Raw genomic sequence first — 17,917 nt, forward strand, 5'->3', positions numbered from 1 at the left:
AGGCCGCGCTAAGACAAGTATCATGCAGCCACCAGGCACGATGTGACGGCGGGACGAAATGCAGCCACAGTTTCAGAATTTTGCGATGATGCGCGTTCTGGCCGCCACGACCGTCATTTTCTCCCATTCCTATCTGATCGCCGATGGAAACGAGAAAGCCGAACCCTTCGTCAGGCTGCTCGGGGAAACCAATATCCTTGGCATCTACGGTGTGTTCGTATTCTTCTTCATCAGCGGCTTCCTCGTCACACGCAGCGCAGCGTCGGGCAGCAGCGTCGTGTCTTTCGCCGTCAAGCGCGTCCTGCGGATCTATCCGGCCTTGATCGTATGCTGTCTGCTCTCGGCGGGCATTCTCGGATCGATCTTCACGTCGCTCAATTTCAGCGACTACTGGAGCTCGCTTCTGCCGTTCCGCTACACTGCAAAAACTGTGATCTTGCCTTTCTCGGGCTGGCAAGTGCCGACTGTATCCTTCCCGCCCTTTGGGCCGCATACGCTTAATGAGGGGATGAACGGATCGCTCTGGACGATCAGCCAGGAACTCTATGCCTATCTGATCGTCGCAATCCTGCTTCTCCTGAGATGGCTGAATTTCAGGATCATTGCCGGGATTGCTGCAATCCTGGCGTTGGTGGGTGTGGTCACCCACTTTACCGGGTCTGCGAATTTGCCGCTGCAGATCGCGGAATTCGTGATCGTCGTCCCGTACTTCTTCGCTGGATCTGTCGTTTACTTCATCCGTGAACGATGGGGACTGAGCGGACGTCTGGCAATCGCGATATGCGCGCTGATCCTGATTTCGGGGTTTGCAGGCTATTTCATGCTTGGTTTTCTTTTCGCCGCCTACCCGGTGCTGTGGTTCGCAACGACGGACAAGATTCAATTGCCGGCTTTGGAGAAGTTTGGTGACATATCTTACGGCCTCTATCTTTACGGGTGGCCATTGCTGCAGGCGACACGAGCGATCTTCGGTAACCACTCGACACCACTGCTGCTATTTCTCGTCGCCTGGCCGACGACGGCGGTGCTCGGCTATCTGTCGTGGCATCTACTCGAAAAGCGCGCACTCGCATTGGCGCCGACAGTGAGCGGAAAGCTTTTGCATGTAGGAAGGGTGTTCCGGCGGGGCAGGACCCCGGAGGTTCCCTAGTTTCAACGAATTGTTGATTCAGTCGGACGTCCCTGAGCGAGTCACGCATGCCATGATGAGAACTGCGTTTCGTGCGTCCTGCCCGCTGTGAAACTCCCTCTTCAGGTCACGCAGGCCCAGGCCATGCAGCATGGCAACTGCAGCAGCCGTGTTTCCGTAGGGCACAATTTCGATGGTGCTGCTCGCAAGATTGGCCGAGAGAAGTTCGCGGACGCCGCCCTCGGTGAAGCGCCAGAGATCCCCTTGATCCAGGCTTGGTATCAGCGCCGGAAAGGAAATGATAAGGGAGCCGCCCGGCCGCAGCAGTGATAGCAGGACGCTCAGGCTGCCCGCGACATCGCGCTGGTACTGAATGACGTCGATCGCGATCACACAATCGAAGAGCCCGCCGCCGGGTGCCTCGAAGTCCTTGTCTAACGCACTGCCGCCGGGGGCAACGCTCACCGACCTGGTGTCTTTCCCGAAACGCCTGGTCTGCGCGGAGTCCCCGAATTCCAGAACGTCGCCGGTAATGTGATCCCCCTGAAGCTGGCAGAAGGCCCTTGCAAAGTATCGATCGATGGCTTGTCCGTTAACGTACTCGATCTCCTGCAGCGGAACGCGACGTTGCAGATAACCCCAGCGCACGAAACCCACACGTGGCGCACGGTCGCGAACGTGGAAGTTCCAGGCTTGAGCAGCAATCAGGATCGGTTGCTTGACCATCTGCTTAAATGCCCACAGATGGCGCCATAGGCGATGAAATTGCGGAGACTGGAATTGCAAGCGTGCATGCCGCAGCGCCCGCACTAGGCGCTTCGAAGGGGGGCTGGCCGATGCGACATACTGTTCCGCGCGTTCGAGCAAACGTCGTTCCGGCTCGCCGCCCTCCGACCAATCCCCGGCTTTGAAGGCTGCTTCGAAACTCAGCGAATACGTATCATCGGGGGCGACGCGATATTTTGCCCAGATCCGGTCGGCCGCATAGATCTTGGCAACAAGAAATGCCTTTACGAAGAAGACCACGTCATCGTGGAGGAACTTGAAATCCGGATCGCATGCTCCCGATCGCTCGAGCAGGGCTCTCCGGAACATCATGGCCGACGGATAGGGGGTCACCTCATCGACGCCGCGCGCCGTTTGGCGCAGGATCACTTCGAGAAGGCGCCGCGCGTCCTGCGGTGTATCAGCCGGAATTCCCAGTGCTGACGTGTATTTCTTCAATGCATCGCGTGGCTTGCCGGTCCAGGAGTACCAGAATTCGACCTTGCCATAGACAATATCGACTTCCGGGTAGGCGGCCATAAGTGCGACCTGCTCGGCGAGTTTTTCCGGCAGCCAGACATCGTCGGCATCCAGCATTGCGATGAATTCGCCCTTCGCTGCCGAAAAGCCAACATTGCGCGCGACGCTTTTGCCTAGGTTGACGCGGCCGGGATGTTCGAGAATGTGAACACGTTCCGGATATCTGGCGGCAAATGCTTCAGTGATCGACCGGCTGTTGTCGGTGGAGCCATCGTCTACCAGCACAAGCTCCCAATTCAACCATGTCTGCGCAGCGACACTTTCGAGAGCGTCGCTGATATAGCGATCCGCGTTATAGAAGATCACGATGCAGGAAACGAGGGGCTGTTCAGCGGGTGCCATCTTGATCATCGCGCTATCCGCCGGCCTGGCTTCGGATTCGTTCGGCAAGGCGCCGGCAACGGCCATAGGTTCCTGTCAGGCCGATCATCGCGCCCACGAACTGTTGCAGCAGCAGGGGTCTCGGCATGTCTGCTGGTTCGCGGCGCAGATCGACCAGTTGCCGGAGCATCGATCTGATCCACCAGTATATGAACTGCCGCGCCTTGTTCCGCATCATGGGATCGGTGTCCCGCATCTTGGTGAGAAAGGCCATGCAGCCCGTTCCCCAACTGCGTCTGATCTGCCGGCGAAGGCCTTCCATGTCGGGCCTGTGCTCGTGCCTGATCAGCATCTGGGGCTCGTAGACAAGCGCGTGGCCGCTTCGAACAATGCTGTAGAGCGCGTCGAGATCACCGCCGCCGGGTAGGGGCGCGCCCATATCAAGCGCGATGTCAAATCCGCCAAGGTCGCGCATGACGTCCACGCGGAAGGCCATGTTGCAGCCGTTGCCGAAAATAGTAGTGCAGGGATAGAGTGGATCGGACGGATGCCGTTCGCGGAAGACGACGGGCAAAAAGCCCTTCCGGAAACCGCCCATCTTCTCAACCGTGATCTGTGCCTCGGTCGCGAGTGCGTAGGGCAGCGTCTGGCCGGTAAAGGCGCCGGCAGCCGGCTCCAGGGCCCAGGCCTGTCGCAGGCCGTTCCACCAATTGACGTCGACCACGGCGTCATCATCGATGAAGGCCAGGATTTCGCCCCTGGATTCTGCAAGGGCCCGGTTGCGCGCGAAATTCAGTCCGATCTGCCCTTCCAGGACGTAGCGCACATTAGGAAAGGACAGGGCGACCTCACGCGTTTCCTGCGTGCGCGATGCATTGTCCACAACAAGTACATCGGGCTGTTCATATCCCTCGGGGAGGGTGAGCCTGGAAATTGACGTCAGGCACCGCGCCAGAAGATCCGGATGATCCTTGGTGCAGATGACGATGGTGATCGAAGGCATGGAGCGCTCGGACTGGGCGCTCACGACAGGCTGTTCCAGACACGCCGTTTCGATATCACGGTTGACCCAGGCCTGTATTTGATCGGCGGTCAATGTGCTACCCGCCGCCACCGGCCCCATCAGAAACCCGACCGGCCGTGGTCCCCGCCTGACATCGATGGCAATGCCCGAGCAATTCTCTGGAAGCGTGAGCGATATGGGTGCTTCGACGTCGAATTCCCGGATAGCGTATTGCATTGCTATCCTTCTCTCGGTGAATCTAGGTGCGTGCCATCCGTTTTCGTTATCGTCCAATCCAGCCGGGGGCGGATCGCGCCGTGCCACGCTTCGAACCAGCCATGTCGGCCGTTCCCGCTATCGAGTAGTTCGCAGCCCATTACCCGTGTGAACTGGTGAACCAGTTCCTCGCCTTCATGTACCTCGAGCGTGAGATAGATTGGCCCATTGTTCATCAGATCGGCAGGAACCACACATCGTTCCTTGTAGAAACCCACGTCGCGGAGCGAACGCTTTTCCCAGCTTCCCACATCAAACAGCAATAGTCCCTCGGCGTTGTGGACCAGCCAGGTGATATCGAGATCCGCTGACGGTACTCCATTCCAGTACTCGACTTCGAAGACGAAAGGTTCGCCGATGGTGATAGGCTCGCTCGGGTCGCCGCCAAGTGGGGTAATCGCCACCCGCCGAAGACGGAGGCGGTCGTCGCCGGGAGCTGTCTGCGCATCATGCCAGATGCGCTCCGACCATCCTTTCATGGACGACGATTGGCGCAGGTAGGCATTGAGAACCTCGTCGGTAGGTCCGTCTTTTGTCAGCCTGCCGTTTTCGAACCACAGCGTTCTCTCGCAAAGAGCTTGCACGGCCGTGAGGTTGTGGCTGACAAAGATCACGGTGCGCCCGCTTCTGGACACCGTCGACATGCGCTCGATGCATTTCTTCTGGAAATTCACATCGCCGACGGCGAGCACCTCATCGACCAGCAGGATCTCGCTTTCGAGGTGAGCGGCAACGGCAAAAGCGAGCCGCATATACATGCCGCTCGAATAATGTTTCACGGGCAGATCGATGAACGACTCGATGCCCGCAAAGGCAACGATCTCGTCGAACTGACGCGCGATGTCAGACTTGCTCATGCCCAGGATGATGCCGTTGAGGAATATGTTGTCGCGGCCGTTCAGTTCCGGATGAAAACCCATGCCGACTTCAAGGAGCGATCCAACTCGGCCTGTGAACGACACGCGTCCCTTGGTGGGCGTGGTAATTCGAGACAATATCTTGAGGAAGGTGCTTTTTCCGGCGCCGTTGTTGCCGACGACGCCAACGATTTCACCGCGTTTGATCGAAACGCTCACATCCGAGAGGGCCCAGATGCCTTTTTCAGCCGCCTGTGCGGGCATCCGGCCGCGGAAAAGCGCTTTGCCCGCATTCGTCAGAGTCTCGGACAGGGTGTTCCAGGACCCCCTGCTATATTGCTTCGACACGGACTCGACCTCGATCGCCGTGTCCACGCCAAGTCCGGGCCTAGATGACATCAGCAAACCGACTCTCCATGCGGCAAAATGTAAGAACCCCTACTGTGAGCATCAGAAAGGCCGAAACTGTGGAAATTGCAATTGCCTGCCATGGGTCGGTCGCTGCTCCCGCCGCCCAATGGAAGCCTTCGAGAACACCGGTCATCGGATTGAGTGCGAGCAGCCAATGAACCGGACCAGGGAACAAACTAAGAGGATAGACTACCGGCGAAGCAAAAAACCAAGCCTGCGCCAGGAAAGGAACGATGTGTTTTACGTCCCTGTAGACCACATTTACCGCGGCCAGGAAAAAGCCGGCGCCGCACGCGGCGACAAATGCAATCAACGTGAGGGGCACGAGCAGGAGTATTCTCCAGTTCGGCTCGACGCCGTACCAGGCAAGAATGACCAGCATCAATACGAAAGAAACCAGGAGATCCACGAGGTTCGACAGGATGATCGCCGAAGGAATTGCAAGACGGGCAAAATAGGTCTTTGAGACAAGATCGGCGTTATTGACCACGCTTGTCGAGGCATTGAGCGCCCCATTGATAAAGAATGTCCAGATAATGAGCCCGGATATGATGAAGGCGGGATAGGGCAGGCCGTCGGACGGAAGGCCGGCAAATCGGCCGAAAATGACGGCGAAGAGCACAAGCGAGACGATAGGCTGAAGCAGAATCCAAGCGACGCCGAGAAATGTTTGGCTATAGCGGACCTTGAGGTCACGCCATGCGAGGAAGAAAACGAGTTCCCGCGAAGCCAGAAGTTCCGTGACTGCAAACGCCGCGGACTTGCCCGCGGGCGTGATAACAATCGTGCCGGGGTCGGAAGGCAGTCGCACCCACGACTCAAAAAAAGACCTGCCGAACGGCATATTTGTTTTCCTATGGCATTCGCCTGACTGGAAGGTACCAAGCAATCCGGTGGCCGTCAAAGGCAGAGGCATTTTACACTGAAATAATCAATGTTTACCTTAATGCCGCGCCCAAGCTTTTCCGAACTGGTTCGACTTGACGATCTGTGCTTACTTATTGAAACGTTGGGACGGCAACGCAACGATGAAAAGCAGTTTGGTCACGAAAAATCGTGAAGACTTGCAACTGGAGACGTGGATGGCAACCGGATCGAAAAGAAGTCTTTTTGCAAGAATCCGGGGGCGATTGATCAGGGAATTCTGGGCGCGCTACATCTCGGTGCTACCTGTCTCGCCCCTGAGCGCCAGTGGTGGCTTTGAGCGCGGAAATCCGATCGACCGGCTGTATATCGAGAGATTTCTTGAGCAGTACAAGGATCGAGTCCGAGGGCGCACCCTGGAGGTCGGCGACGACTCCTATACCAGGACGTTCGGAGGCGACAGGGTGGAGCAAGCTGATGTCCTCGATGTCACAGCTTCCGCAGAGGTGACGATCGTCGGTGATCTAAGCCGTATCGAAACACTGCCAGAGGCGGCCTTCGATTGTATGATCCTCACCCAGGTCATTCAATATATTCACGAGCTTCCCACCGCCGTGCGAACGATCCACCACGCGCTCAAGCCCGGTGGCACCGCTTTGATCACCGTGCCGGCGGTCTCGCACATCGTGGCGGATCACTGGCGCGACCGGTGGCAGTGGCTTTTCACCGCAAACTCGTTGGGCGACCTCTTCGCGCCGACTTTCGGCAAGGAGAATGTCATCGTGCAATCGCACGGCAACTGCTTCGCGGCGACCACATTCTTCTACGGTCTCGCCCAGAAAGACGTCAGCAGGCGCAAGCTGGAGCCGTTCGATCCCAGCTATCCGATCGTTGTGACTATGGCAGTTCGAAAGAGCGGCGGCGATGTCGTCTGAGAGCGCGGGCACCGTCGCAGTGGCCATCGCCTGTTACAATCACGGGCGATTTCTGGCCGAGGCGATCGAGAGTGTGCTCGCCCAGACCTGTCCGGCAAGCGAGATCATTGTCGTCGATGATGGTTCCGCAGACGAAACCGAGGTGGTCGCGAAGAATTATTCGACGGTCACATATGTGTGGCAGGCCAATCAGGGGCTTTCGAGTGCGCGCAACACGGGCCTTCGTCACGCGCGGTCCGACTATATTCTGTTCCTCGATGCCGATGATCTGCTGTTTCCGAACGCGATCGCCGATAGTCGCGCGTGCCTTGAGGCAAATCCCACAGCCGCCTTCGTGTCTGGCGGGCATCAGATGATCGATGCAAAGGGCGTGGAGTTGACCCGCATTCCCACTCGGCTTGACCGGAAGGGATATGCGGGATTGCTGGCGGGCAATCATATCGCAATGCATGCGACAGTGCTCTACAGGCGCCGATTGCTGCTGGACGCCGGAGGCTTCGACGAAAGTCTGCGCGCATGCGAGGATTACGACGTCTACCTTCGCCTTTCCCGCCAATACCCTATTGCCGCCTATGACTCGATCTCGACGAAGTATCGACGTCACGAAAGCAACATGACGGGAAACCCAGCCCATATGCTGCGATACGCAAAGGCGGTTTTGCAAAAACACAGGCCAGCCGCCGGAGGCGATCCAACGCTTGAGAAGGCGTGGAGAACTGGCTGGGATTTCTTCGAGGATTTTTACGGCCGCGAACTTGCCAGGCTCTCGCTCCGTCGCCTTGCCCGACCGTCGACCATGGGGCTTGGACTCAAGGACCTGACGTCCGGATTCGAGGTCGACGATCATTTCGGCCGAAGGCTCGCGATGACCGTGAAGTCGGCTATTTCCTCGAGGGTCAGGCGACTTGCGTCGCGGCGGAGTTCAACGCCTTGAACAGCCACCTTTCAGGAAAGCTCAAGGCCCTTGCCGGTCGCGCATGGCGAAAATTGGGGCTGCCCCAGAGCCAGCGTCCGGCGATCCTGATGTACCACCGTATCGCCATCGCCAGTGGCGACCCGTGGGACCTCTGTGTCTCGCCGGATAATTTCGCGGCACAACTGCAGGCGCTGAAACGACGTCGGCGCGTACTTTCTCTACCGGAGTTTGCCGCGAGACACGCCGACGGAAGCCTGCCCGGCAACGCCGTGGCCATTACCTTCGACGACGGTTATGCCTGCAATGCCGAGATCGCGGCGCCCTTGCTGGTTGAGGCCGGGCTGCCCGCAACGATGTTTCTCTGCACCGGCATGATCGACGCGTCGCGCTGGTTCTGGTGGGATGCGCTCGAGGAAATTGTGATGACCCATGCAGGCAGCACCCTGCAACTCGATGCCGAGACCGAACCAGTGCAACTCGGGCCTATCGATGCGTCCGAGGTTCGTCGCCGGTGGCGCGCATTCATTACACAGCCTACGCCGCGCCAGGCCGCCTATCTTTCGCTCTGGTCCCGCCTGAAGTTCATGAGCGAACCGGATCGCCAGGCGGCGATGATCAGCTTCCATGCGCAATCCGGTGTCTCCGTAGAAGCGCCCGCTGCGGCGCGATCCATGAGCCTCACCCAAGCTCGCGTTCTGGCGGGTCGGCCCGGGATCGAGATCGGCGCCCACACGGTCACACATCCGGCGCTCGGCGAAATTCCGTCGGACGCGCAGCGCCAGGAGATCACCGCCAGCAAAGTTGCGTGCGAAGGCATTATTGGGAGATCGGTCGTATCGTTCGCCTATCCCTATGGCAGTCACACCGCCGAGACGGCTCGTCTCGTACTTGAAGCCGGTTTGATGCAAGCCTGCACCACTATCGCCGAGCCGATATCGACAACTTCGGATCGCTCGACACTGCCGCGTTATCAGGTACTCGACTGGTCCGGCGATGTTCTTGTTCGCAAGCTCGGTCTGTAGGCTCCGGGAAACGCGAATTTAAGTTTCCCATCCACTCTGCGGCCAGCCGACTGTCGATGGTTCCGTTCGATCGCTTGCCATCTCCTTCCCCGACGCCGGCGAGGCGAGATCTGCTTTCATGCTGAACTTCCAGCTACGGCAGGGCGGGGTCGCATGAGATTGTCCCGTGCCTTCATGATCGGGCGCTCCATGCAGTACCAGGACAAAATTGCGATGGTCACGGTGACCGCCGTCACGCACAAGAAGCGCAGTGCTGTTGGCTCCGACTGTGAAGGCAGGTATCGGTAGAGCGCCGCGATCGCCATGACATGGTACAAATAGAGGCCGAAACTGATCCGGCCCAGGAAAACCATGGGTGCCCACTTCAATATATAAAAATCGCGCCCCGAGGCCACGGTGTTGATCAGATGAACCAGCGGATATAGCCCGGCAATCTCCCCCAGGGACCAGACGGACCAGAAGACATGCATGTTGGGGATGTCCAACACTGCGAGCCAGAGGCTCGTCACGAGCAAGCCAATCGAAACCATCCAATTCATCCGGGGGCCTTGAGCGTCCCGGCTTCTCGCAATCGCCAGCAGCGATCCGACCGCGAGTGCGTCCCAGGAAGCGGGGGGCAGCACATGGACCCATAGCACATACGGTCCCATGGCGATGACCACGATCCTATATAGCAATGAAAGTGCTATGAAGCCCCAGCAGAGAGTGCCGTAATGGGTCTTTGGCACAACAAAGATCAACAGGGGCCATAGAAGATAAAACTGCTCCTGGATGCAAAGCGACCACATATGCCCCAGTATCCACGGCTCCCAATTGTTCACCCACGCAAAGAGAAAATTGGTCGTGAATGTCACATGCCAAAGCCAGGTGTCCCGGACATCCGCAACATTGAAATACAGCACTATCGCGAGCATCGAAAAATAGGGAGGAAACGTCCTCAACACTCTGCGGATGTAGAAGGAAAACAAGGCGGTTTGCCGTCTGAAATCGACCTTGTCCCGCGCGCGAATGAGCATCGCCGTGATGAAGAAACCGCTGAGAACGAAAAAGAAACGCACTCCGAGATGGCCGAATGGCAGTTCCAGTGCGTCCAGCCAGCTATGATCGGCGATGATCACCAAAACCGGCAGCGCTCTGAGACCGTCCAGCGCCAGCGATCTCATTTGGTCGCCTCGTCATACCGCCACCCGCGCGCGCTGCCGAAATCGACAGATGTCGATGAATCTGCGGTCACGACAGTGTTGTCATGCAGGCCACCTTTTCCAAAGTTTCCCTTGAAGGTCACGGCAAAACCTCTTCGGTGGCGCGTCGTGACGAGTTCTCCCCTCGAAACAGCGACTTACGGTTGTGTGATTTGGATCTCCTGGACAAATCCCCCACTTTCTTGTTCCAAAAGGTGGACTTTGAAGCAAGACATCAGAAGTTTATCCTATTGCTTCTCATAAGTATAAGGCAAGATAAAAATATGCTAATCTTGCGTCGACTGGTTCTGCCGTCAGCAATGGATTTCGGAATTGAATTCTGCTGCGGGAGTGATTGTAGGTCGCCCCCCAAACTCGAGCCGACACTCAGCATTGATCCCCTTCCTTGACACTGTTTTGGCGCCTCCATATGGTTTCTGAACCAAATGGTCAAAAAACAGGGGATCAATCACATGACCAATGAAATCATGATTTCACGCCGTGCGGTCATTGCTTCAGGCATCGCGCTCGGGGTCAGTACGCTGGCACCGTTCGCGCGGGCGGCGACGCCGCTCAAGGTGGCCGGCATCCATGCGTCACCGGTCGAAAATGCCTGGAATTCCTGTCTTCATGCGGCGCTTCAAGATGCGGCCAAGGAAGGCGTCATCGAGTATGTCTTCTCCGAGGGCGTTTCCGGCACCGACTATCCGCGTGCCATGCGCGAATATGCCGAGCAGGGCAACAAGCTGATCATCGGTGAATCCTATGCGGTTGAAAAGGAAGCGCGCCAGGTGGCGGCGGATTATCCCGACACATCCTTCGTGTTGGGTTCCAGCGGCAACGAGGAAGGCTCGAATTTCGGTGTCTTCGGCACCTGGAACCATGATGGCGCCTATCTCGCCGGCATGCTCGCGGGCAAGATGACCAAATCGAACGTGGTGGGTTCGGTCGGTGCGATCCCGATCCCCGAGGTCAACATGTTGATCAACGCCTTCGCCGAGGGTGTGAAGGCCGTCAACCCGGATGCCAAGCACCTCGTCGCCTTCATCGGTACGTTCTTCGATCCGCCCAAGGCGCGCGAAGCGGGTCTTGCCCAGATCGATGCCGGCGCCGACATTCTGTTCGGCGAGCGTATCGGCACGGCGGACGCCGCAAAGGAGCGCGGCATCAAGTCGGTCGGTTCGCTGATCGATTATTCGCCGCGTTACCCGGACACCGTTTTCGCGAACGCGCTGTGGGGTTTCCGCCCGATCCTGAACGCGGCCATCGCCGACGCGCAGGCCGGCAAGCCGGTCGGCAAGAATTACACGCCGTTCGGCCTGATGAAGGAAGGCGGCAGCGACATCGCTTACGTCAAGGGCGTGGCACCGGCCGATGCGGAAGCCGCGATGGAGGCCAAGCGCGCCGAAATCAAGGCCGGTACATTCGAGGTTCCCAGGAACATGGAAGAGCCGAAGTAATTCGGCCCTGTCATGATCCAAGATGCCACTGCGCTTGCCGGGGCGATCAGAGGGGGAACCTCAAGCGCAGCCGATGCGATGCAGGCCTCCCTCGATGCCGCTGCCCTGCATGAAGCCCTGGGTGCGATTGCCCATCTCGACTCCGGGATGGGCATAGCCACCGCGCGGGCAATGGATGACGAGCGCAAAGCCGATCCCGGGCGTTTTGCCAGCCGGACCTTCGGCGGCGTGCCGACGCTGGCGAAGGATCTCGGCGGGCCGTTTACGGGTCTGCCGGTCACGGCGGGATCACGGTTGTTCAAGCGGACAGGCGGCGAGGAGGATTCCGATCTGGCGCGCCGCTTCCGTGATGCCGGCTTCTGCCTGTTCGGGTTGACGACGAGCCCGGAATTCGGCCTGTCGCTGGCGAGCGAGCCGGCAATCGGTCCCATCTGCCGCAATCCGCTTGATCCCACGTTGACGGCGGGTGGCTCGTCTGGTGGTGCAGCGGCGGCCGTCGGTGCAGGTATCGTCTCAATCGCACATGCAACGGATGCCGGCGGATCGATCCGCGTGCCTGCGGCTTGCTGCGGGTTGGTAGGTCTCAAGCCCAGCCGTGGCGCGATGCCTGCGGGGCCATCCTTCGGCAATCATCTCGGCGGCATCGCCAGCGAACTGGCGGTGACGCGATCGGTTCGCGATACGGCTGCCGTTTTCGACGCGCTGAGCGGACAGGTGCGCGGCCCCTTTGCCGACGTTGCGTTGATGCCGCCGAATGGCCGAAAGCTGAGGATCGGCGTGCTTACCGAGACTGGTGCAGCCTATCCGACATCGAGCGAGCGAAGTGGAGCAGTGGAGGCCGCTGCAAAGAGCTTCGAAATGGCGGGGCACGTGATCGTGCCGCTGGCATGGGCGGATCTCGAAAGCGTGGTGCTGGCCAGCGGCAAGGTCTTCGCCGACATCGTTTCGGTCAACCTCGCGGCCTTGGTGGATTCGCTCGGGCTCGATATAGTCCGGGCCGAGACTCTCACACAGGCATTCGTGATGCGCGGACGAGATATGACCGGCACATCGCTCTGGGACGCGCTGAATGCGGCCGTGCTGGTCAGCCGCGACCTGTGGCAGTTGTTCGATCGCGTCGACGTCATCCTCACGCCCATGCTGTCCTCGGCGCCGCTGCCGATAGGCTCGTTCCCATCCGACCACGGAGATGTGGACCTGCATCTCGAGCGCATGACGGCCTTTGCGCCGCTCGCGGCGCTTGCCAATATTTCAGGATTTCCAGCTGTCACGCTGCCGTTCGGATCGGACGCGGACGGGCTGCCGGTGCCCATCCAGATCATGGCGCCCATGAGCCACGAGCCGTTGCTTATCGCGCTCGCCGAAAGGCTGGAGACGGAAGGGCGCTGGCAGCACAGGTTCCCAGTCGCGGGGCTTGCCGCATGAGCACACCGGTTCTCGAAATTTCAGGCGTCAGCAAGCGGTTCGGCGACAATCTTGCCAACAATGATATTTCCATGTCGCTTGCCAAGGGCGAGATCGTCGCGCTGCTCGGCGAAAACGGTGCCGGCAAGACGACGCTGATGAGCATCCTGTTCGGCCATTATGTGCCGGATGCAGGGCGTGTCCTGGTCGACGGTGAGGAACTGCCGCCGGGCCGGCCGCGCGCGGCGATCGGCGCCGGCGTCGGCATGGTGCACCAGCATTTCTCGCTGGCGCCCAATCTTACTGTGCTCGAGAATGTGATGACCGGCACCGAAAAACTCTGGAAACTGCGCTCTGGCACCTCGGCGGCCAGGAGGAAACTCACCGGCATTGCCGAACGCTTCGGCCTCAAGGTTGATCCGGACACACGGCTCGGCGATCTCTCAGTCGGCGAGCAGCAGCGCGTCGAAATCCTGAAGGCGCTCTACAACGATGCCCGCATCCTGATCCTCGATGAGCCGACGGCGGTGCTGACCAATATCGAAGCCGAGCGCCTGTTTACGACGCTCAAGGAGATGGCGCGGCGGGGCCTGTCGCTGATCTTCATCTCGCATAAGCTCGACGAGGTCATGGCCGCTGCCGATCGCATAGTTGTGCTGCGCGGCGGCAGGATGGTGGCTGAGCGAAAGGCAGCCGAGACCAGCAAGGCCGAGCTTGCTGAACTGATGGTCGGGCATCGGGTAACCCGCCCGGTGCGGGAGCCGTCGACGCCAGGTGCGGTCGTACTGGAAGCAGCCGATGTCGGCCTACGGATCGGCGGCGTGGAGCGGCTGAAGAATGTCAGCTTCCAGCTTCGCGAGGGCGAAGTGCTGGGTATCATCGGCGTTTCGGGAAATGGCCAGGCGCCGCTCGCGCAACTGTTGTCGGGCACGTTGGCCCGGAGTTCGGGCGAACTGATGCTCTACGGCAATCCCATCGGCAATCTCGACGTGGCGGAGGTCGTGGAGGCCGGTATCGGCCGCATTCCCGAGGATCGCAACGGCGAAGGCGCGATCGGCGAGATGGCGATCTGGGAGAATGTCGTGCTCGAACGGTTGGCCGCCTATTCCAGCAACGGGCTGGTGGATCGAAGAGCGGGCATGGCTTTTGCCAAGGAGATCATCGATCAGTTCGACGTGCGCGGCGGCAATCCCGCGAGCCGTACGCGTTTGCTCTCGGGCGGCAACATGCAGAAGCTGATCCTTGGTCGCAACCTGTCACAGCGTCCGCGCATCCTGATCGCCGCCCAGCCGGCGCGTGGGCTCGACGAAGGCGCGGTTGCGGCGGTCCACGCGCGCATTCTCGAAGCACGGCGGCAAGGCACCGCCGTGCTGCTGATCTCGGAGGATCTCGATGAGGTGATCTCGCTCGCCGACCGCATCCAGGCGATCGTCGGCGGCAGGCTGTCGCCGCCGGTCTATGCCGAACACGCCGATGCCCGCCGGCTTGGCCTGATGATGTCGGGCGACTGGAGCCACGCGACGGAGGCCGCCCATGCGCCTTGAACGTCGCGAGCAGCGGCCGCTCTGGCTGATGATCGGCGCCCCGGTCCTCGCCATCATTGCCGCTCTCGCACTGTCCGGCATATTGATCGCCATCGCCGGCGCGCCGGTGTTCGAAGCGTATCGGCGTATCCTGACCGGCGCCTTCGGGTCGCGGCTGTCGGCGACCGAGACGCTGACCCGTGCCACGCCGCTCATGCTCACGGGCCTCGCGGCGGCGGTCGCTTTCCGGGCGCGGCTGTGGAATATCGGGGCCGAGGGCCAATTCTATCTCGGAGCGATCGCGGTCGCTGCTTTCGGTTCCAAGTTGCTCGCTGGCTTGCCCGGGCCGATCCTGATCCCTCTGCTTCTGGTGATCGGCGCAATGGCGGGCATGGTGCTGATCCTGATCCCGCTCTGGCTGCGCCTGCGTTTTTCGGTCGATGAGGTCGTGACCAGCCTGCTGATGAACTTCATCGCCGTGCTTTTCGTCTCGATGCTGATCGATGGCGTGCTGAAAGACCCGCTGGCCTTCGGCTGGCCACAATCGCAACCGGTGGCCGATCACGCGATGCTGCCGAAGCTGATCGCGCGATCGCGCCTGCATATCGGCCTCGCCATCGCCGTGGTGCTGGCCGTCGTCGTCTATCTGATCCAGTCGCGGACCGTGTTCGGCATGCAATCGCGTGCGGCGGGTCTCAATCCGCAGGGTGCCGTGTTTGCCGGCGTGCCGCTGGGACCGACGCTGGTCAAGGTTGCCTGCCTGTCGGGCGGACTTGCCGGTCTCGCGGGTGCCATCGAGGTCATGGGCGTCAAAGGCTATGTCACGACCGATCTTTCGCCCGGCTTCGGCTATGCCGGCATCGTCGTTGCCATGCTCGCCAATCTCAACCCGATCGGCGTGGTGTTTGCCGCGCTCTTCACCGCCATCATGTTCGTCGGTGCCGATGGCATGAGCCGCAGCCTCGGCATCCCCACCTATATCGCCGACGTCACCGTGGCGCTTTCGTTGCTGACCATGCTGGTGGCGCTGTTCTTCACGCAATACAGGATCCGCCGATGAGCGTGTTGTTCGACATTCTCGCATCCGCCGGGCTCTGGGCCGCGATCCTCAGGATTGCCACGCCGCTGATCTTCGGCACGCTCGGCGCGCTGCTCTGCGAACGGGCCGGGGTGCTCAATCTCGGCATCGAGGGGATCATGACTTTTGGCGCGATGATCGGCTGGCTCTCGGTGTATCATGGCGCCGATCTCTGGACCGGACTGCTGGTGGCGGCGATCGCCGGCGGCGTTTTCGGCGTGCTGCATTCGGTGCTGACCGTGACGCTCGGTCTTTCCCAGCACGTGGCGGGGCTGGGCGTGACGCTGTTTGCCTCAAGCTTCAGCTATTATGTCTTCCGGTTGATCGTGCCGGTCGCGGGCACGCCGCCGACGATCGTGCCATTCCAGCCGATCGATATTCCGTTCCTGTCGTCGCTGCCGTTCCTCGGCCCGGCGCTCTTCACCCAGACCGCGCCAACTTATCTGGCAATCCTGATGGCGCTGGTCCTCGCCTACATCATCTTTCGCACACCGATCGGACTTGCCATCCGCATGACCGGCGAGAACCCGCATGCGGCGGAAGCACAGGGCGTCAACCCGATGAAGGTGCGCTATGGCGCGGTGATTGTGGGCAGCGCGCTGATGGCGGTGGGCGGAGCATTCCTGACGCTCTCGGCCTTCAACAGCTTCTTCCCGACCATGGTGCAGGGGCGCGGCTGGATCTGCATCGCACTTGTCGTCTTCGCATCCTGGCGGCCGGGCAGGGCGCTGTTCGGAGCGCTGCTCTTCGCCTTCTTCGACGCCTTCCAGCTCAGGCTGCAAACGGCTGTTGAAGGCGTGCCCTACCAGATATTCCTGATGACGCCCTACATCCTGTCCATTGCAGCACTCGCCGTCATGGCGCGGCGTGCCCGCGTACCACAGGCGCTGATGCATCCCTACCGGCGCGGCGAACGATAATCCTGAGGAGACTTCCATGTTCGACCTGATCATCCGCGACGCAAATCTTCCCGATGGCCGGATGGGCATGGATATCGGCATATCAGGCGGCAAGATCGCAGCAATCGAGAAGTCCATCGCAGCAGACGCCGGCGAGGAAATCAGCGCCACTGGCCGGCTCGTCACACCGCCTTTCGTCGATCCGCATTTCCACATGGATGCGACCTTGTCGCTCGGCCTGCCGCGGATGAATGTCTCGGGCACGCTGCTGGAAGGCATCGCGCTATGGGGCGAACTTCGGCCGATCGTGACGAAAGAGGAACTGGTCGAGCGCGCGCTGCGCTATTGCGATCTCGCCGTCACGCAAGGCCTGCTCTTCATCCGAAGCCATGTCGATACCTCTGATCCGAAACTGGTGACGGTCGAGGCGATGATCGAGGTTCGCGAACGGGTGAAGCCCTATATCGACCTGCAACTCGTGGCCTTTCCGCAGGATGGCTACTATCGCGCGGCGGACGGTATCTCGTCCCTTAACCGAGCGCTCGACATGGGCATCGATATCGTCGGTGGCATCCCGCATTTCGAGCGCACGATGGGCGAGGGCACTGCCTCGGTCGAAGCACTCTGCCGCATCGCCGCCGAGCGCGGTCTGCCGGTCGATATGCATTGCGACGAGACCGACGATCCGCTGTCGCGCCATATCGAGACGCTTGCCACCGAGACCATCCGCTTTGGGTTGCAGGGCCGGGTGGCCGGCTCGCATCTCACCTCGATGCATTCGATGGACAATTATTATGTCTCCAAGCTCATTCCGCTGATGGCGGAAGCGCGCATCAATGTCATCCCCAATCCGCTGATCAACATCATGTTGCAGGGCCGGCACGACACCTATCCCAAGCGGCGCGGCATGACGCGGGTGCGTGAACTGATGGACGCCGGGCTCAATGTGTCCTTCGGGCACGATTGCGTGATGGACCCCTGGTATTCGATGGGCTCCGGCGACATGCTGGAGGTCGGCCACATGGCGATCCATGTCGCGCAAATGGCCGGCATCGAGGACAAGAAGAAGATTTTCGACGCGCTGACGGTCAATTCCGCCAAGACCATGGGCCTTGAGGGTTACGGCCTGGAAAAGGGCTGCAACGCCGATCTCGTCATCCTCCAGGCGTCCGATGTGATCGAAGCGCTGAGGTTGAAACCGACCCGGCTGGCGGTCGTCAAGGCTGGTAAGGTCATCGCCAGATCCGCGCCACGCATCGGCGAACTCTTCCTCGACGGCCGGCCGAGAAGCATAGATGGCGGGCTGGATTATATTCCGATCAAGGCCTGATGC

Annotated in this window: 15 protein-coding genes; 10 read left to right on the forward strand and 5 right to left on the reverse strand. The window is 60.1% G+C overall.

From position 1 onward, the window contains the following. Nucleotides 1-85 precede the first annotated feature (85 nt). Nucleotides 86-1,150, forward strand: coding sequence for an acyltransferase family protein (locus ACSQ26_RS07415; RefSeq protein ID WP_436007748.1), 1,065 nt, complete (start codon nucleotides 86-88; stop codon nucleotides 1,148-1,150). Between the two features lie 18 nt (nucleotides 1,151-1,168). On the opposite strand, the gene ACSQ26_RS07420 is transcribed toward ACSQ26_RS07415, so the two are convergent. The 4 genes from ACSQ26_RS07420 to ACSQ26_RS07435 are packed head-to-tail and all read right to left on the reverse strand — an operon-like array spanning nucleotide 1,169 to nucleotide 6,146. Further along, nucleotides 1,169-2,785 carry a glycosyltransferase family 2 protein gene (locus ACSQ26_RS07420; RefSeq protein WP_436007750.1) on the reverse strand — a complete coding sequence of 539 codons (1,617 nt, stop codon included), beginning with the start codon at nucleotides 2,783-2,785 and terminating at the stop codon, nucleotides 1,169-1,171. Between the two features lie 4 nt (nucleotides 2,786-2,789). Beyond that, nucleotides 2,790-3,995, reverse strand: a complete 1,206-nt coding sequence (locus tag ACSQ26_RS07425; RefSeq protein ID WP_436007752.1) for a glycosyltransferase family 2 protein — start codon at nucleotides 3,993-3,995, stop codon at nucleotides 2,790-2,792. A gap of 2 nt (nucleotides 3,996-3,997) precedes the next feature. Continuing rightward, nucleotides 3,998-5,266, reverse strand: a complete 1,269-nt coding sequence (locus tag ACSQ26_RS07430; RefSeq protein ID WP_436007754.1) for an ABC transporter ATP-binding protein — start codon at nucleotides 5,264-5,266, stop codon at nucleotides 3,998-4,000. 13 nt (nucleotides 5,267-5,279) lie between these two features. Continuing rightward, nucleotides 5,280-6,146, reverse strand: coding sequence for an ABC transporter permease (locus tag ACSQ26_RS07435; protein ID WP_436007756.1), 867 nt, complete (start codon nucleotides 6,144-6,146; stop codon nucleotides 5,280-5,282). Between the two features lie 238 nt (nucleotides 6,147-6,384). Here ACSQ26_RS07435 and ACSQ26_RS07440 point away from each other — a divergent pair, with 238 nt between their 5' ends. From ACSQ26_RS07440 to ACSQ26_RS07450, 3 genes are read left to right on the forward strand one after another with little or no spacing between them, the layout of a single operon-like run. After that, entirely contained in the window at nucleotides 6,385-7,101 is a 717-nt protein-coding gene (locus ACSQ26_RS07440; RefSeq protein ID WP_436007758.1) for a methyltransferase domain-containing protein, read from the forward strand. Beyond that, nucleotides 7,091-8,035, forward strand: coding sequence for a glycosyltransferase (locus tag ACSQ26_RS07445; protein WP_436007760.1), 945 nt, complete (start codon nucleotides 7,091-7,093; stop codon nucleotides 8,033-8,035). The genes ACSQ26_RS07440 and ACSQ26_RS07445 overlap by 11 nt, the downstream gene beginning before the upstream one ends. Further along, nucleotides 8,032-9,039: a polysaccharide deacetylase family protein gene (locus ACSQ26_RS07450; RefSeq protein ID WP_436007762.1), complete on the forward strand. Its 1,008-nt coding sequence runs from the start codon at nucleotides 8,032-8,034 to the stop codon at nucleotides 9,037-9,039. Before ACSQ26_RS07445 ends, ACSQ26_RS07450 begins: the two co-directional genes overlap by 4 nt. A gap of 116 nt (nucleotides 9,040-9,155) precedes the next feature. On the opposite strand, the gene ACSQ26_RS07455 is transcribed toward ACSQ26_RS07450, so the two are convergent. Continuing rightward, complete coding sequence (locus ACSQ26_RS07455) at nucleotides 9,156-10,202, reverse strand: acyltransferase family protein (protein ID WP_436007764.1); 1,047 nt, start codon at nucleotides 10,200-10,202, stop codon at nucleotides 9,156-9,158. 491 nt (nucleotides 10,203-10,693) lie between these two features. On the opposite strand from ACSQ26_RS07455, the gene ACSQ26_RS07460 reads away from it, so the two are divergent. From ACSQ26_RS07460 to ACSQ26_RS07485, 6 genes are read left to right on the forward strand one after another with little or no spacing between them, the layout of a single operon-like run. Continuing rightward, nucleotides 10,694-11,680 carry a BMP family protein gene (locus ACSQ26_RS07460; RefSeq protein WP_258162624.1) on the forward strand — a complete coding sequence of 329 codons (987 nt, stop codon included), beginning with the start codon at nucleotides 10,694-10,696 and terminating at the stop codon, nucleotides 11,678-11,680. Nucleotides 11,681-11,692: 12 nt separating this feature from the next. Beyond that, entirely contained in the window at nucleotides 11,693-13,105 is a 1,413-nt protein-coding gene (locus tag ACSQ26_RS07465; protein ID WP_436007766.1) for an amidase, read from the forward strand. Further along, nucleotides 13,102-14,628: an ABC transporter ATP-binding protein gene (locus ACSQ26_RS07470; protein ID WP_436007768.1), complete on the forward strand. Its 1,527-nt coding sequence runs from the start codon at nucleotides 13,102-13,104 to the stop codon at nucleotides 14,626-14,628. Before ACSQ26_RS07465 ends, ACSQ26_RS07470 begins: the two co-directional genes overlap by 4 nt. Next, nucleotides 14,618-15,667 (forward strand): ABC transporter permease, encoded by a 1,050-nt coding sequence (locus ACSQ26_RS07475; RefSeq protein ID WP_436007770.1) that lies wholly within the window; start codon nucleotides 14,618-14,620, stop codon nucleotides 15,665-15,667. The genes ACSQ26_RS07470 and ACSQ26_RS07475 overlap by 11 nt, the downstream gene beginning before the upstream one ends. Then, complete coding sequence (locus ACSQ26_RS07480; RefSeq protein WP_436007772.1) at nucleotides 15,664-16,605, forward strand: ABC transporter permease; 942 nt, start codon at nucleotides 15,664-15,666, stop codon at nucleotides 16,603-16,605. Before ACSQ26_RS07475 ends, ACSQ26_RS07480 begins: the two co-directional genes overlap by 4 nt. Before the next feature lie 16 nt (nucleotides 16,606-16,621). Then, nucleotides 16,622-17,914, forward strand: coding sequence for an amidohydrolase family protein (locus tag ACSQ26_RS07485; protein ID WP_436007774.1), 1,293 nt, complete (start codon nucleotides 16,622-16,624; stop codon nucleotides 17,912-17,914). Nucleotides 17,915-17,917: the final 3 nt, after the last annotated feature.

Source organism: Rhizobium sp. LjRoot254 (assembly GCF_964254105.1).
GTDB lineage: Bacteria > Pseudomonadota > Alphaproteobacteria > Rhizobiales > Rhizobiaceae > Rhizobium_E.